The 16,504-nt window shown below is 71.3% G+C and carries 9 protein-coding genes; 1 reads left to right on the top strand and 8 read right to left on the bottom strand.

Annotation, left to right across the window (positions count from 1 at the left end):
* Positions 1–13: 13 nt before the first annotated feature.
* The 7 genes from P3T41_RS20370 to P3T41_RS20340 all read right to left on the bottom strand — a co-directional run bounded on the left by P3T41_RS20370 (position 14) and on the right by P3T41_RS20340 (position 12,328).
* A complete protein-coding gene (locus P3T41_RS20370) occupies positions 14–1,333 on the bottom strand; it encodes a M50 family metallopeptidase (protein ID WP_280691391.1) in 1,320 nt (439 codons plus the stop codon).
* A complete protein-coding gene (locus P3T41_RS20365) occupies positions 1,333–2,385 on the bottom strand; it encodes a lantibiotic dehydratase C-terminal domain-containing protein (protein ID WP_280691480.1) in 1,053 nt (350 codons plus the stop codon). Before P3T41_RS20365 ends, P3T41_RS20370 begins: the two co-directional genes overlap by 1 nt.
* A gap of 35 nt (positions 2,386–2,420) precedes the next feature.
* Positions 2,421–5,240 carry a lantibiotic dehydratase gene (locus tag P3T41_RS20360; protein WP_280691390.1) on the bottom strand — a complete coding sequence of 940 codons (2,820 nt, stop codon included), beginning with the start codon at positions 5,238–5,240 and terminating at the stop codon, positions 2,421–2,423.
* A 21-nt stretch (positions 5,241–5,261) separates the two neighbouring features.
* The gene (locus P3T41_RS20355; RefSeq protein WP_280691389.1) at positions 5,262–6,872 is read right to left on the bottom strand and encodes a SagB family peptide dehydrogenase; all 1,611 of its coding nucleotides are present in this window, start codon (positions 6,870–6,872) and stop codon (positions 5,262–5,264) included.
* A gap of 67 nt (positions 6,873–6,939) precedes the next feature.
* Positions 6,940–8,955: a TOMM precursor leader peptide-binding protein gene (locus P3T41_RS20350; RefSeq protein WP_280691388.1), complete on the bottom strand. Its 2,016-nt coding sequence runs from the start codon at positions 8,953–8,955 to the stop codon at positions 6,940–6,942.
* Positions 8,945–11,209 carry a TOMM precursor leader peptide-binding protein gene (locus P3T41_RS20345; RefSeq protein ID WP_280691387.1) on the bottom strand — a complete coding sequence of 755 codons (2,265 nt, stop codon included), beginning with the start codon at positions 11,207–11,209 and terminating at the stop codon, positions 8,945–8,947. Before P3T41_RS20345 ends, P3T41_RS20350 begins: the two co-directional genes overlap by 11 nt.
* 3 nt (positions 11,210–11,212) lie before the next feature.
* Complete coding sequence (locus tag P3T41_RS20340) at positions 11,213–12,328, bottom strand: AfsR/SARP family transcriptional regulator (protein ID WP_280691386.1); 1,116 nt, start codon at positions 12,326–12,328, stop codon at positions 11,213–11,215.
* A gap of 302 nt (positions 12,329–12,630) precedes the next feature.
* Here P3T41_RS20340 and P3T41_RS20335 point away from each other — a divergent pair, with 302 nt between their 5' ends.
* Positions 12,631–14,460, top strand: a complete 1,830-nt coding sequence (locus P3T41_RS20335; RefSeq protein ID WP_280691385.1) for an APC family permease — start codon at positions 12,631–12,633, stop codon at positions 14,458–14,460.
* A gap of 122 nt (positions 14,461–14,582) precedes the next feature.
* Here P3T41_RS20335 and P3T41_RS20330 read toward each other — a convergent pair whose 3' ends face one another.
* Positions 14,583–16,283 carry an MFS transporter gene (locus tag P3T41_RS20330; RefSeq protein ID WP_280691384.1) on the bottom strand — a complete coding sequence of 567 codons (1,701 nt, stop codon included), beginning with the start codon at positions 16,281–16,283 and terminating at the stop codon, positions 14,583–14,585.
* Positions 16,284–16,504 lie beyond the last annotated feature (221 nt).

Genomic DNA, 16,504 nt, shown 5'->3' with positions numbered 1-16,504 from the left:
GTTGCTACTGGTTTCAACTCGCTCTCCTCACTTCGCTGTGTTCACGCTTGTGGTGGGCCGGGGCCGGGGCCGGGGCCGGGGCCGGCGGCTCCTCGGCTCTGGGCGTCGAGGGACGCCGGTGGGTCCTGAGGCGTCGGCCGGCCGCCCGCAGGACCAGTGCGGCCGCGGCCGCCACCGTGGGCGACCAGAGAGCGGCAAAGGCGTAGCGGCCCGGCAGGAGGTGGGTGGCCAGCAGGCCGCACGCCGCCAGTGCCGCTGCCGCCAGCGCCGCGCAGCCCAGTGCGTAGCCGCCGTAGAGCAGGCGAAGCCGCACGGGGTAGGCGTGCAGGGCGCTGTTGTCGCGCCGGCGCACCGCTTTGGCCGCCAGGGCGGCGAAACGGCGGCTGTCGGTGGCCAGTTGGAGGCAGCCGGCCGCGTGGCCGAGGATCTTGTAGCCGTCCAGCGGTGGCAGCGGCACCAGGTTGGCCAGGGCGGTTGCGCTGCCGAGCAGCAGCAGGGCGGCCAGGAAGGGGCGGGCCTGGGCGTGGTCGGGCAGCAGCGCCCACACGGGGTAGCAGGGTAGGAGTAGGACGAGATTCATGAACGCTCCCGCAGCCGCTGTGGCGATCTGCTGGCGGCGTCGTGCGAAGAACTGGAGGCCCTCCACCTGGCAGTAGAGGTAGGTGATCGGCAGCCGCCAGCGCAGGCCGATCTCGGTGGTGTGACCGCCGTAGGCCTGGGCGGCCAGTCCGTGCGCCAGCTCGTGCAGGGCCAGGCTCACCCACAGCAGTGAGCCGACCGCCAGCAGCGCCACCGGCTCGTGCAGGAGCTGGGCGCTCTGCTCACGCAGCGGGCCCAGCTCGGCGCCGATGGCGCCGAGCAGCGCTGCCACCAGCGCTGACAGGAGCACCAGGAACCAGGGGCGGCGTGCGAAGCCGGTGGCACGGTGCAGTCGCTCCAGCAGGGCAGGCGCGTCGGCGACCAGTCGGATCCGGCCGCTGAGCAGGCTCGGTGCGGCGCCGGGCGGTGCACTGGCGCATCGCCCGGCGCCGGCGTCCGGGGGGCTGGCTCGTTCGAGCAGGCCCCGGGCGTGCAGCAGGTGGAGCAACTGCCGCCAGTGTGTCTGCCCTAGCCGTACCCCGTAGTGCTGCGCGTACTGCTCCCCGATCTCCTGGAGCGATCGCGTGCCGTCCAGACGGGCGATGACGAAGTGTTCCTTCACGCCGATCTCGAGCAGCTTGTCGCTGCCGGGAGCCTTGAGCAGGTGGACCGGGGCGGTGCCGCGCAGCAGCGGGCGGCTGATCCGAAGGCCGGGAAGCAGTCTCGGGCGCAGGCCCGACAGGGCGGTGGCCATCACGGCCTGTCTTCCCTACGTGCTGGCTCGCGCAGGGCGCGGGCCAGCACGTAGGACAGGTAGGCCTCGTCCCCTACGGTCACCCCGAGCCGGTTGTTGGTCATGTGCGCGTATGGGGAGAGCAGCATGGGCAGTGCCTGGGAAGGATCGGTGACCCGCAGGTCGCGCTTGCCGTCCTGCGAGCGAAAGAGTAGTTCGCCGCGATCGGTGAGCTCCAGAACCCGCGCGCGCAGTTCCAGGCAGTGCCGTGCCCAGAGGCCCAGCAGGCCCGGCAGCCGCTCCAGGGCGTCGGCGGCGACGGCTTCGCGGATCATCTGGAAGCGCTTGGGCAGCGAGGCGTCGGTGGCCTGGTAGGCGCGGTCGTAGCCGTCGCGAGCCGTGTAGTTGGTTCCCTCGAACGCCCCGTTCCAGAAGGCGTGGTAGCGATCGAGGAAGGCCAGCAGGTCCTCGCGCTCGGGCAGGAAGCAGCTTGCCGTGGTCATCATCAGCTGCCCGGCCAGACCCAGCACCACCGTGCGAAGGTGCAGGTTCATGGCCTGGGCGACCTCGATGACCAGGTTGCTGGAGTGCTGGAAGTGCCACTGTGCCAGGGCGACGCCGCTGGGCCCCCCGTATTTGCCGAACTCCGGCTCGTACGGCTCAAGGCTGAAGGAGTTGTTCTTCCGCAGTCGCATCCGCCCGTGCGCGTCCAGCAGGTGGGCGGGCCGTTCACCGGGGTACTCGAATGCGAACAGCGTGTCGTAGAGCTCGGCGAGGAAGCCGCCTTTCACCTCGTAGAGGGCGGGGCGCCGGGCGAGGAAGGCGCTGATCGCCTCCTCGGCGCGCAGGCGCACCTGCGGGGCCGCCTGGGGGCGTGCGGGCCGCAGCCGCAGCCGCAGGTGCGGGCCTTCGAGCCAGTAGTTGATGAAGAAGTAGCCGGCCAGCAGGCCTTCGTCGGTCAGTGCCTCGGTCAGCGGCCGCACGCACTGCGTCAGCAGGGGACGGGGACTGGCGGCGTAGAAGATGTGGAAGGCCAGCCAGGCCTCGGGGTCGGCCTCGGCGGGGTCGGGCAGGGCATGGGCCGCCTGGGAGCAGGTGCTGGTGTCGGTCACGGCCTTGTGCTCCTAGCTTGGGCTGGGGTGCGTGCGTGCTCGCTCGCGCGGGGGATGAGTTCGATTGCCAGCTCGGCGACGTGGTGCCCGCGTACGGAGCGCACGTGCAGCGCCTGCTCGCCCGGCAGCATCTCCTCGAAGACGACCTGGCCGGTGGGGTGGGTGAGCATGTGGTCCAGGGCGAGCAGGGACAACGGGCTGTCGAAGTCCACGTAGTGGGGTTTGGCCGGGCCGGTCCAGGTGTTTGCCTCGTCGCTGGGGGAGTGTGGGTGGATGCGGGCGAAGACCTGGTCGGGCAGGGCGTGGCGGCGCCGCCAGCGCTGCCATCGCAGATAGTGCTCGCCCTGGCTGTCCCCGGGGCGGGGCACGGGCAGTGAGGTGGCGTCGGCGCACCAGCTGCGCCGGCTGAGGACCAGGGCGCCATGGCGTACCCGCGGGCGCCGGGTGACGCCCTGGAGGGCGGGGGCGGCCGGGATGCCGCGCCACGGGTCGGGGGTGATCCGGGAGGTGGGGGAGAACAGCAGCAGGGTGCGGGGGACCTCGGGCAGCAGCATCGGGACCAGGTAGCCCAGGTAGAGGGGGATCACCTCGCGGCCCAGCCGCCGTGAGCGCAGGGTCAGGCGGTCCGTCTTGATGTCGTGCTCCACGCACAGGTCCTCGAGAGGGATGCGGGCGGAGTGGGCAGCGGTGCTGCTCTCGCCCGGGCAGACGATCTCGTAGTCCGTCAGCCGGGAGTGCAGGTTGAGGTTGGTGGTGGCTGCGCCCGCTGTGACCTCGGCGAAGACCGCTCCGGGCGGTTGCGCGTCGCGCAGGCTGTCGCGCAGGTCCTCGCCGAGGCCGGGGCCGTCGGCGGCCTCGAAGCAGTGGGTGAAGCGGGTGAAGGGGAAGCAGAGGCCGCCGTAGGAGTTGTTGAGTACCGCCAGGGGGCCGCTTGCTCCGTCGGCCAGTTGCAGGAAGTGGCTGCTTGGCTCGAACCGGCCGCCCAGTGGCGCCAGTTCGCTGGCCACTGAACGCAGGGCCGCGGCGTCCAGCTCCAGCTCCTCGGCGCCGTGCGGCAGGGCCTGCCACAGCCGGTGCATCCGCCGGGTGAACCGGGCCCGGGCGCGGTCCAGCGCGGTGACCTCCGCCAGACCCAGCCAGTTCTCCTCCGGGAGCCAGCTGCGGTCCTCGCCGTGGGTCGGTGCCTTCGCGGTGAACTCCACGTACTGGCGGAAGATGTCCTCGTGGAAGTCGTGGACCAGACGCAGCAGGTCCTGGCAGCGTCCGCCGCGGCCGTAGCGAATGAGGAAGAAGCCTTTCAGGGTCAGGCGCTGAGCCAGTGCCACGTCGAAGATCGGCAGGACGGCGGCCAGCTGGCGCAGTGGTTCGACGGCGCACTCCAGCCACACCCGCGGGTCGGCCTGTACTGGCTTCGTGGTGACGTCTTCGTACAGCAGGGTCTGGGGAAGCGAGGGCGCCTGTGCGCCCAATTCGCTTTGGAGGGACAGTAGTTCTTGGCGCAGATGGGCCAGCAGGGCGCGCCGGGTCGGCACGTCGGCCCCGGGATAGGCGGCCAGGCATGCGGCCGGCGCTTGGAGTCGGTCAGCGATCTGCTCGGCCCACGCGGCCCCCAGACGGCGCAAGGCGTCCTGGAAGGAGCGCAGCGGGTCGGGGCTGTGCACATCGGTGGCCAGGTGGTCCAGTTGCAGGATGTCAAGGCCTAGCAGCACGCTCAGGTAGTGCTCGGCCTCTGCGGGCGTGGCGTTCGTTGCCCGGCACAGCAGGGCCGTCAGCTCCCGGTAGCGGATCGGCGCAGTGGTGTCGACCAGTTCCAGGAGGTGCTCCAGCGCATTGCTGAGCCGTAGGAAGAAGATCCGGTCCTGGACGGCGTCGAAGCTCACCGCGGCGCTGTCGTCGCCGGCGGACACCGAACGCCGCACGTAACGCACACGGTTCTCCTCCAGCACCCAGCCGCCGGCCAGGGTGACCGGCAGGTCCTGGCGGCGCTGGGGGTCGGTGGTGATCAGTTCGGCCAGCCGTGCCAGCACGACGACATTCAGGCGTGGGTGGCTGCGCTGGCCCTGACCGAGTACGAGGTCTGCGCTGGCACCCCGGCTGTGCGTCACCTTCGGGTGCGCCTCGACTGGTTGTCCGTCGTGCGGTGTTGCGCCGAACGTGCCGGCCGCCACCGTGGTCAGGGTGCTGAACGGGCTGGTCTTGCTGGCCGTGCGGTACACGTAGGACAGCAGTGCGCGTTCCAGCTTGCGGGTGCGCTTGTCCGGTGCGCCGGGTGCGCAGGCGGCGTCGAGTCTGCTGTCCAGGGTTGCGGAGGCCAGCAGCAGACCGTGGCGCAGTTCTGGGCGCTCGGCCAGGTGGCGCAGTGCGCTGCGGGTCCTGCGCAGTTCGCTGTCGAAGGTAGCGGTGCCCGCCTGGTGCAGGTGGGCGAGCCTGCTGTGGGCGTGCAGCCATTGTGTGAGCAGGGTTGCGGTGGCGTTGTCGAGCGTCGCGGCAAGTTTCAGGACCGGCTGGGGGTCGTGGGGCAGCCGGTTGTTGAAGACGTCCCTGCGTAGGGCGAGCGCCCGGTGTCGTGCGCTCGCGGGCGCGGCGCTCTTGACCAGCGCCGCCAGCGGCTCACTGAGCAGGGCTCCCAGGTCGGCCAACCGCTCCTGCTCGTCCAGGAGTTCATCGGCCCAGCGGCGCAGGTCGGTACTGCGCAGGGCGTGGATGGCCTCGAGGGGCAGGCCTGCTGCCCTGAGGACGAACCGGGGGGCCAGGTCGAGGGCCGGCGCTTGTGCGCTGCCCGTGCGCTGCCCGGGGCTGTTGGCGGATTTCTTCATGTTCACGGTTCCCCCGGGGCTTCAGACGATCTGGTACTGGAAGTCGGCGGGGTGGGGCCGTTCGTGACCGACCATCATGATCAGCAGCGGCACCTCGCCGGTTTCCGCAAGCCCGAGCTTTTCGGCGTAGGCGACGCAGTCGAAGCCGAGTGCCACGCCGCAGCCCAGGCCGGCCGCGGCCGAGGAGGTGTAGAACGCCTGGGAGGCCGCCCCGACTGCGGCGTTGACCAGCCGCAAGCCCCGGTCGCCGACGGCGTCCAGGACGGCGTGCGTGGGGGCGGCAACCATGATCACCGCGCCGGCTTGCTCCAGGTTGTAGTTGGACAGGAAGTAGGCCTCCTGCAGGAACGCCCCCGGCGCCTCGGTGCTGATCAGCTCCAGCGAGCCGGCCTCGTGGTCGTAGGCGTAGGTCCCGGCGGGCACGTCGTCGACGTGGTTGGCGAAGACGTACAGCCGGGTCAGCGCCGGCCCGTCGGGGAGTTCGACATCGCTGTCCAGGTGTGCGGCCGAGGCAGTTGCCGCAAGGACGGTCGACAACTGCTCGGCGCGCAGCGGGGGCTGGGCCGAGAACCGGCCGAAGCTGCTGCGCCGGGCCCGCAGGGCCTGACCTATACCGGTGGCCAGTGGCTGCGGCCGGGGCAGGAGCACCTTCTTGGCGACCGTGCGTGCCGGTGCGCTGGAGGTCAGGGCCGCGGCCAGCGCGGCGGGCGCCGGCCGCCGCGCGCTGTGACGTGCGGTCGCCGCGTGGACACGCTGGACCGTTTTGAAGGTGAGCACGCGTTGGGAGCGTTCCTCGTCCGCTATGCGTACTCGCGCCGGCGCTGCGGTGTCGGCGGGGCCCGCAGGCGGGGTGGGTGCGCCGGTGGCCGCGGGTTGCCAGGGCAGCGGGACGACGGCGAAGACCCCCTCCTGCTCGGGCTGGAAGCCGAGCAGTCGGCCCAGTCGCTCCTCGTCGAACCACAGGGCGGCACTGATGTGCAGGCCGTGGGCGCGGGCCCAGATCCGCCAGGTCTGCAGGAGCGCGCCGATGTCCATGGTGACGACGTGGTAGGAGAAGCTGTTGTACTTGAACGCGTTCTGCCAGAAATTGACGCCGAGGATCAGGAACTGGTCGGTGTCACCCAGCAGGGCGTCGTCGCCCACCGCTGCCCGGACCTGGGCGCTGACGTCTCCGGTCAGCAGCCGCTGCATCGTGTGGTGGCCCGTCGCGTAATGGTAGACACCTGGGGTGAGGGGGGTGGCGGGGCCGCTGATCCAGTGGATGCCGATCGGGTAGAGGCCGCCGCCGGAGGCGGTGCCGCGTGACCAGTTGGCCTGCGTGTAGTGCGGCAGAGCGGGCAGGTCGGAGTTGGCCTGCACCGCCAGTCGGCGCCCGGTCAGGCCGTAGGAGTCCTGGAGCATGGCGCCCAGCAGCGCGAGGTCGAAGGTGCCGTCACCGCGGGGCCCGGTCAGACCGCGTTGCGTGGTGGCTGCCGCCTGCGTGTGGCCGGTCGGCAGCGGGAAGTGCTCCGCGTGGGGGAAGAACTTGCCTTTCCTGGGCCGGTCCTGCCAGTTGGGGACGAAGTCCGCCGGTTCCATCGGGACCCGGCCACGGCGCATCACCGCGGTCGCATAGAGGTGGGCGTAGCTCATGGTGTCCCTACCTTCTTGATCGGGTTGTGCCGGGGCGCCGCGCGGATGGGCAGGCAGTGAGCGGTGGTCAAGGGAAGGGGTGCGGGGCCTGGTTGAGTTCGTCGTCCCTCAGGTCGTGCTCACGCAGACCTGCGAGCCGGGGCGCGGCGCGCAGCCGGGGCATGGCCAGGGCGCGCTGGCGGCGCCAGCCGAAGTCCAGGGGGAGTAGACCCGGGACGATCACCTTCGCCGTGCGCAGGCCGAGGGCACGCTGCTCGGGTGTGCTCTGGTCGACCACGACGACATCGAATCCGGCGCCGGTCACCGCCTGCACGCAGCGGTCGAGGTCCTCGCGCAGGTCGCCGCAGGTCGCCGAAGCCCACGGCCCGTGGCCACGGCCGCCTGCGGCGAGCGTGCTCAGCGGCCGGCGCGGGCCGCTGTCCGCGGCGCGCAGCAGGAAGTCGGCATGGCGGGCCATCTCGGGTAGCCCGTACACCATGGGATGGTCGTGCAGGACTTTGATCCGCTCGAAGTCGGTTGCCATCGCCCGCAGCCGCTCCAACTGGCGCGCGGTGCGCCGGCGCAGGTGCACCGCGTCGGTGGCGATCTCGCACAGGCCGGCCCGCAGAGCCGTTTCGGCATCCAGGCTCGCCCCCGCGCCGAAGCACAGCCGGCCCAGGGCGCCGTCCGTACGCTCGGCGACGGCGGCCACCACCGGGATGGGGAAGGTGATCCGCAGGTCGAAGAAGCGGGCCCGGTAGCCGTACATCTCAAGCCTCTCGACCATGCTGCGGGTCTCACGGCCGGTGCCCTGGTGCGGGTCGAGTTCGGGCAGGGCGAGCTGGCCGTACCAGGCGATCAGGAATGCATCACGTTCGATGACCTCCATCAGCGCGAAGTAGATGGCCTCCTCCAGGCAACTGCCCGACGCACAGCCGTTGGAGCTCTCCTGGACGAACCTGTTCCCCACCCCGCCGGGTGCGTGGTAATAGGCCAGGACCTCGGGCACCAGGATCGGCTCCTGGTCGCGCAGCGAGTGGCCCCACACCCAGGGGATCGCCCGCCTTGGGCAGAAGGGGCGCACCGTCGGGTCGGCGCGGTGGAAATCCTCGCTGTACAGTCCGCAGACGCGCGGGTCCACCGCCCGATCGAGGTCCGCGAAGGCGGCCACCAGGCGGGTGCGCCGTGCGCGTGGCCGCATCCCGGCGAAACGCTCCAGGCCTTCCAGCAGGCCCACCCGGGCACTGCTGCGGTAGCTGCTGGTGTGCCCGCCCCAGAAGCACTCGCGCAGGTACGTGCCCGAGCGCATCGTGAAGCAGCCGGTGGTGGAAGACGTGGAGGTGGAGGTGAGGTCGGGCACCACCCCGGGACCCAGCATCCCGGCGACCGGGTTCACCAGCGCCTGCAGGGGCAGGTCGTAGTCTTCGACGGTGCGCAGCCGAAACGTCCCCGGCGCCGGCTTGGGCCGGCTCCCCAGGACGATCCGCGCCTGCTCGGCGTTGTCGTCCTCGCGGCGTCCGCACTGCGGGCACTGCGCGTCCGCCAGCAGAGGAAAGCCGCTGACCCGCAGCGTCTCCAGGTCGAGCAGGTGGACGGTGGCAGAGCGCAGCGAACCGGCGCCGCCATGGCTGTCCTTGGCCTGGCGACGGGCGGCGAGCAGCGCGGCGAGGGCGTCGGTGACGAACGGCATGGCCCATGGCGGGCTGCCCGCCGCCGCGGTGCCCGAGCCCAGCTCCAAGGCCTCCCGCAGTCCGCGCGGGCGCACTGCCTGCCAGCGCCGGGCCAGGCAGCGCGCGCACGGGGCCCCGGGGCAGGTGCCGGGGTCGCCCGGGCCGACGATCGCGTGGTGCCCGTACAGATGTAGCGCAGTAGCCTGCGCACGCGGGTCTGCTGCGGTGGTGGTGAGTTCGTCGTGTACGCCCAGCACCGACACCCGCACGTCGGGGACGGCGCCTTGGGCTGGCCGGTGGCGCTCCAGGCTCTGCGTCAACTGTGCCGCCAGGCTGTGGCAGGCCTTCGCCCAGGGGCCGGCGTACCCGAGAGCCACACGTGGCCCCGGTCTGTGGTGGCGGCCCGGGGCAGAGGCCAAGACGTCACTGGACATCCGGGTCTCCGTTCGCCAGCAGCACCCGCACCGCGTGGATCCGCCCTGCCTGCAGGTCGGCGGCAGCCACCGGCACCACCAGGACATCGCGCCCCTGGGCGTGCAGCCGCTCCAGGACTGTGCGCGGACCCAACGGCCTTCCTGTGCCCACGGTTGCGGCCCGGGCCGCCGCCAGGGTGCTCGCCTCCAGCGCCCCAAGGACAGGGTCGCCCGTATCGACGCGGCGGCCCTGCTCGCGGCCCAGTTGGACCTGGCCCAGCAGGTCGCGCACGGCCTCCAGCGCGGCCTGGCGCCGGTGCAGTGCGCCGGCGAGCGCCCAGTGGCCCAGGCCTGTCTCCGGGTCGGTGGTGCGGGCCAGGACCACCGGGAGCGGCTGCTGGAGGGTGTCGCCCAACTCCAGGAGCTCCAGGCCCAGGCCGAGGTTCTCGGCCGAGCGGGCGAGGAAGGTGAGTTCGGGATCGTCCCCGAAGATGTCCAGGGCGAACAGCGCCGCATCGCCCTGGCCTCGCAGGTTCTGGCGCAGCGCGTCGAAGGCCAGCGCCGACTGCAGCCCCCGCACGGTTGCCTCCTGCATCGATGCTCCAGCCGCCATGCCTGTGCTGGTGGCTTCGAAGGTCCGCTGATGGTTGTACGGGCCGAAGGGGCGCGCTGCGCCGGCGGGGATCAGGGCCGTGCCGCCCGTGCGAAGGCAGGTGGCGGCACACCAGGTGCGGACCTGGGCCGGGGAGGCCTCGGTGCCGCTCCAGGTGCTCAGCTGCGCGGGGCCGATCCGCATCTCGCCCTGGGACCACGTCAGCGAAGCCGCGACGCGCACGTCGCTCAGCGGTACGACGTGCTCGGCATAGACCTCGGCGGCCCGGTACAGCGCGCGCAGTCGCGCACCGGCGACGTGGTGCACATCGAATGCGGAGATCTCCCGCCGGATCCCATGGGCGACCCCCAGCTTCACCGTGGCGATCTTGAGGGGTGTCTGGGTCCAGCCGTCGTCGGCGAAGCCCGCGAAGACCCCGGTGTGCGGCTGGAGCAGGACCGAGCGCGTCTCTAAGGCCAAGAGCGCCGCCTGCGCGGCCTCCTCTTCCTCGATCCCGGAGCCGCCCAGTGGCGGCTGGTGGGCGGGTGCGATGGAGGAGGCGGGGTCGCTGCCTTGCGGGAGCAGGTCGCTCACCGGGCCCACCGGCTCCTCGTCCAGGCGGGCACAGCGCAGGCAACACGGATGGGGGAGCAGCGGTTCGCAGACGGTGTCCAGCGAGTTCAGGTCCTGGATGACCAGGCGCCCTGCTGTCTCGGCCGGCAGCGCTCCGGTGGTGAGACGGAAGACCTCGAAGCCGAGCAGGTTACCCAGCATCGCGGCCAGCGGGCTGCTCAGCGGCTGCCCGCCTGGGTGTGCCGGCGCGAACGCTGTCATACCGCTCCACAGGTCCGCCAAGGCGCCCGGGTCCGTGTTGGCGCCCAGACGAAGCGCGGCGCACACCCAGCATCCGGTCGAGTCCGCGGTCATGACCGGCCCGATCACCTGGCGCTCACCCAGGCGCCAGGCGGGCAGCACGTGCTGCCCTGGCGGTATGCCCGCCTCCAGCAGTTGGAGCACCTGCTGATCGCGGGTGGCCACGACCAGGTCGAATCCCTCGAGATCCGCCCAGGTGAGCCCGCTGCCGCTCTGGGCGGCACCGGTCAGCCAGCGCACCGACACCGGGCAGCCGCTGTCGGCCAGTGCCCGCTCCTCTGCAGCGACCTCGGCCAGGCTGTCACCGCGCCAGTCCAGACTCGGCAGGACCCCGATGGCGCAGCAGCCGTTGCGTATCAAGCTCAGAACGCACCACAACGCGAGCGGATCGTCACCGAGCACCGCCACCCGGGTCTGCCGGAACCGCTGAAAGCGTTCCTCGGCGTCTCCCACGTAGTGGTCGATGTACTCCAGTTGGGCGGCGAATCGCGTGGCGACCTGCGCGGGCAGGGCTGAGACGCCCACCGCGGGGGGACCGGCGTCGCGGGCGAAACCGCGCTTGTACAGCGCCGCGATGAGTTCCACCACCATGCTCTGCTGCCGCTCGGTGAGTCCCAGGCAGAGCTCGGCCACACTGCGGTCCCCGTTCAGGTGAGGGACGATCAGTGAGGCGAACCGGTAGGCGTCCTTGGTGGCCAGGGTGAAACCGCCGTGCGCGTTGTGGAAGAGCACCCCGGCCGGCGCGCTGGTGAACAGCACGTCCCCTCGGATCCGCGGACGGGTGTCGGCGATCTCCTCGTACACTGCCATGTCTCACACCCTTGTTTTCTGCCGCGCGGCGGCTGTGTGCCGGAGCGAACGCACCGGCCGCTCCATAGGGCTCTGGCCGCACGCCGCTTGCTGGCGCTCACCTGCCGCGCAGGTGAAAACGCGCAGCAGTGCGTGCATGCGGTACGAACCCCGTTGCTCCTCCTGCAGGAGCCCGGCGCGTACCAGGGCGGCCAGGACCAGTTCCCCGCTGACACGGTCACCGGGCGGCAGCTGGCCCGCCTCAGCTTCGTACCGCCCATCGGGCGGATCGTCATATGTCTCGGGCGAGAACACCGGTGACCGGTCGGCCGTGTTGGACTCGCCACGCAGGATGGCCATCTCCAGCCGCTGCAGACCCAGCCCAGGATCGACACCGAGCTCCTCCAGCAGGTGCTTCTTCACCCGGCGGTACTCGCACAGCGCCTCCGCACGCCTTCCAGCTCCCCACAGCGCCTCGATGAGCTGCTCCCAGAACCGCTCGTGCATTGGGTACGCGCGCGCGACCGGCCGCAGCTCGACCACCGCCTCGCGGTAATGGCCCAGGGAGAGTTCGATGTCGAAGACGCGTTCCGCGGTCTGCAGCCACTCATCCTCGAGCTGGGGCACCTCGTCCCGGTGCAGTACCGCGGAGCCGACGTTGACCAGCAGCGGGAACTGCCACAGATCCAGGGCCGAGTGCAGCAGCTCCAACTCGGTGTCCACGTCGTCCGCGGCCGCCGCCCGGTCCCGTATCTCGCGAAACCGCAGCAGATCCAGGCCTTGCGCATCGGTGAGCAGCCGGTAGCCGCCCGGTACCGCCTCGATGACCGTGCCGGAGATCCCGTAGGTGCCGAAGAGCCTGCGCAGGCGTACGACACAGCTCTGCAGCGCGGCCTTCGCGCTCGCCGGGTGCTCTTGGCCCCAGATGACCTGCTGCAGGCGCTCGAGGGACACCACAGCGTTGGGGCGGACCAGGAGCGCGGCCAGCAGGACGGCTGGTTTCGAGGGCTGGAGCACCGCCACGCCCTCGGCGTCCGTGATGGACAGCAGGCCCAGTACCGTGAACCGTGCCGTGCCTGCGTCGTGGGACGGCCGGACCGCCATGGCGGGTGCGCTGTGATTCTCCTCGGACTCGCTCACAGTTACCTCCTCGTACTGAAGACGAGCTGCAAGATTCGGCCTGGACACCTCGGCCCGATGGACACAGTCACGCTAAGAGGCACGGGATACGTCCGTATACCTACGAAAGACGGTCATCGTCAGCGACCTTTGTCGTAGACGGCGACTTGCGATCCACCACCCGCAGCTTCGGCGCGTTCGGGCTCCGTTGGGGGGCGTGTTCGCGTGAACGGTGTCATCCCCTGGGCAGTCGGCTGTCTCCCCCAGGAGGGCACGCCGGTGCAGAACCGGTCGTTCACGACAGCGACGATGCGAGGCGGAACATGGAGCCCACGAGCCCGGAGCCGACCGGCGCGAGCCCAAGCCAAGAGCCCGCGGCCCAGGAACTGGACCGCCTGACGGTTCCTCAGGGCCTGGCCGCGCTCTCGCTGGACGCGCTCGCCTCGGTCGCCTACGGGCCGGAGGCGATCGTGGTGGTGCTGGCCGCGGCAGGCAGCCACGGGCTGGGCTTCACCTTGCCAGTGACACTCGCCATCGTGCTGTTGCTGGCGGCGCTCACCTTCTCCTACCGGCAGGTCATCGCGGCCTTCCCCAGCGGCGGCGGCGCCTACGCGGTGGCCGCTCGGCACCTGGGCCGGCGGGTGAGCCTGGTCGCCGCGGCCTCGCTGATCATCGACTACGTGCTGAACGTCGCGGTCTCGGTCTCCGCCGGGATCGCCGCGCTCACCTCCGCCTTCCCCTCGCTGTACCCAGAGCGGGTCTGGCTCTGCGTGCTGGTTCTCGCGCTGATCACCGGCGTCAACCTGTACGGCGTCGCCGAGTCCGCCAAGGTACTGATCCTGCCGACCGTGCTCTTCGTGATCGCGGTCCTCACCGTGATCGTGGTCGGCCTGCTGCGAGCCCACCCGGTCACCGAGCCGACCCACGCGGCGACCGCCACCGAGAGCGTGGGGCTCCTGCTCCTCCTCAAGGCCTTCGCCTCCGGCTGCTCAGCGCTCACCGGTGTGGAGGCCATCGCCAACGCCGTGCCGACCTTCCGCAAGCCCCGGGTGCGCCGCGCCCAGCGCACCGAGATCGCGCTGGGCGCCCTGCTCGGCACGATGCTGATCGGACTGTCGGTCCTGATCGGCCGCTTCCACGTCGCCCCGAACAACACCAAGACCGTGCTGGCCCAGCTCACCGAAGCCGCGCTCGGCCACAACGCCGGCTTCTACATCGTGCAGTTCACCACCATGGCACTGCTGGCCCTGGCGGCGAACACCTCGTTCGGCGGCATGCCCGTGCTGACCTCGCTGCTGGCCCGAGACCACCACGTGCCGCACGTCTTCGCACTGCGCGCGGACCGGCAGGTCTACCGGCACGGCGTCCTGGTACTGGCCGGCGCCGCGCTGGTGCTGCTGATCGGCGCCCAGGGCGACACTCAGGCCTTGGTGCCGGTCTTCGCGATCGGCGTCTTCATCGGCTTCTCCATCTCCCAGATCGGCATGGTCCGGCACTGGCGGATCGAACGCGGGCCCAGCTGGCGGGCGCGCGCCCTGCTGAACGGATTCGGAGCGGCGCTGACGACGGTGGCGACCGTGATCGAGCTGATCGCGAAGTTCGGCGAGGGCGGCTGGCTGGTGTTCCTCGCTGTCGCCGTGTTGGTCGCCCTGTTCGAGGCGATCCACCGCACCTATCAGCGGATCGGCCAAGGTCTGCACATCGGTGAGGTGCCCGCACCACCCCAGCAGAGGCGCTCGCTGGTCGTCGTCCCGGTCGGCGCGGTCAACCGGCTCACCCAGGAGGCGATCGGCGCCGCCCTCTCGCTGGGCGACGAGGTGCGGGCGGTCACCGTCGCCAACCCGGAGGACCAGGACACGCCCGGCGAGGACGAGATCCAGGAGGCGTGGAGCGCCTGGAACCCGCACGTCCCGCTGACCGTGCTCACCAGCCCGTCGCGGTCGCTGACCCGGCCCATCGTCGACCACCTGCGCGTGCTGGCCGCTGAGGAGGGGCACGACCGGCTGGTGGTCCTGATCCCCGAGATGTACCTGCCCAGGCCCTGGCAGCGGCTGCTGCAGAACCAGCGCGGCGCGATCCTCGACCTGGCGATCCGCCGCTACACCGACGCGGTGATCTGCCGCCTGCGCTTTCGCATCGAGATCCCGCGCTGAGTGCGGTTCCCGCGAGACGGGTGAAGCCTGCCGCCGGCCGGCGCACCGGCCGGTGCGCCGGGGGCGGCGACTGGGCGCGGCTTGGTGCACTGCTGTTCCCCGGGGCTCGGGGCAGCACTGTCCTACGCGCACGGGCTGCCGCGTGGGAGCGTGTACTCGCCCGTGACGCGGTAGCGCCCTGCGTGGTGTGTGCGCAGGGTGGTCCACTCGCCGGCGGGGGCCAGGCAGGCCCCGGCGGTGCCCGCGGGGCTGTGGACCTTGAGCCAGGGTGACCAGTGGACGCGCAGGAGGATCGTTGCGGGCCCAGGGGCGTCCAGGGTCATGGAGGCGGGGTCCAGGTCCTGGACCGTCGCCGGCGGTTGGGCCAAGGGTTGGGCGTCTGCGACGCGAAACAGGCGCCATGCGCCGGACTGCCAGACCGGCGTGAGCCAGGGCTGGGGTTGGGCGAGGACCAGGTACTCGTCCACGCCCGCGTAGTCGGGCGGGGCGGCGGCCACTGCGACGTAGGCGACCGCGTTCTGCAGCAGCCAGGAGTGGTAGCCCGCCGAGGTGAAGGGCTGCCTGCTGGCATAGGCGAAGGGCTGCCCGCTGTAGAAGAGGGCGCCGTAGCCCACGTCGAGCTGCCGGTTCCAGCCGCGTGCCAGGCTCATGAAGCGGCCGACCCCCCAGGCCTCCCAGTGGTTGCGCAGCGGGACGACTTCCACACGCTCGCGCTGGGCCCCCAGCGATCGCAGTTCCGCGACCAGCGGCGTGACGTCGCGCACGGCCCGGGAGGGCCCGCCTGTGACATCGATGGTCGGCTCGGCCACCAGCCAGACCCCGGCGGCCATCAGGAAGGCCGCCCCCGCGAGCAGCCGACGGCCCCCCTCGCGCGCTCGCGCGCCTTCCCGGTCAGGAACCGTGCCGAGCGCGGCGGCGGCCAGTACGGTGGCAGCGCCGATTCTCGGCAGGCGGCCGATGTTGGAGCCCACCGGTGTCGCAACCAGGATGGCCGCCACGACGGCGCCTGCCAGCACGATCACGCTCAGGCGCAACACACGCCAGCGGGCGGGTACGGCGAAGCCTGTGGCCACCACGATCTCGAGGGTCAACGCCACGTCGCCAGGAAAGTAAGGCTGGAAGCCGTGCAAGGGAAACAACACGCCGACGGCGGCGATCACCAGGCCCGGCCCGGCGGCCAGGCAGCACGCCTCCCGGCGGCGGCCGGTGATGAGCAGGGCAGCCGCGGGAATGCCAAGGAAGGCGCCGGCCAGCGGGCTGCACAGGGCCGACACCGCGGACAGGACGAAGACAGCGGCGCCGGTGCGCGTCATGAACCGCGAGGCGGGCAGGAGCAGAGCCAGCGCGGCCAGCGCGAAGCACGTCCCCAGAGCGAAGGTGATACGTCCCGACAGGATTTCCTCCCACAGGGAGAACGTGAGCACCAGCGCGAGGATGAGCGGATGCCGCAGCGGCATGCGTGTCAGCCACCAGGCGCCAAGGACGGCGGAGGCCAAGAAGGCCAGAACACCGGTGGGGCGGATGCCCAGGTATCCCATGATGTAGGGCGACAACACGCTGTAGGAGGCAGGGGTGCACCCGCCGTACCAGGAGAAGTCGTAGGCGTGCCCCGGATAGTGGCGGCCGAAGCCCGCCCACATGGACTGCGCCGCGGCATCCCCGAGGTCGATGGTCAGAAGCAGCACCCATAGCACGCTCAGGACCGCCGCCAACAGCGCCGAGGCGACGACCGCGGGGTGGGTGAGTCCATGCTCCCGGCACGCGCGCACAAAGGCGGCCATGGGCTGCGAGCGGATGCCGCCCCGCCTTGCTGTACGGGCCATGCACCGCTCCTTCCGTGCGACAGCAGCCCGGGCCGGCGCAGCGGCCCTGGACACACCGGCGCAGGGGCGCTCCTGCCGTTGGAGAGGGGGAACAGGCGCTGTCATGACGGGGCGTGACGGCCCCTCACCTGCCGGACGATCACAGGATCACGCGCCGGTTACGCAGACATCTGCGTAGTTACACCGATTCGCTCCGGCACTCGCGCCTGTGAGCCTTGGGG

This window comes from Kitasatospora sp. GAS204B, assembly GCF_029892155.1.
Classification (GTDB): Bacteria; Actinomycetota; Actinomycetes; order Streptomycetales; family Streptomycetaceae; genus Kitasatospora.
The sequence above is the reverse complement of the archived record's forward strand: the minus strand, read 5'-3'. Positions and strand labels throughout refer to the sequence as shown.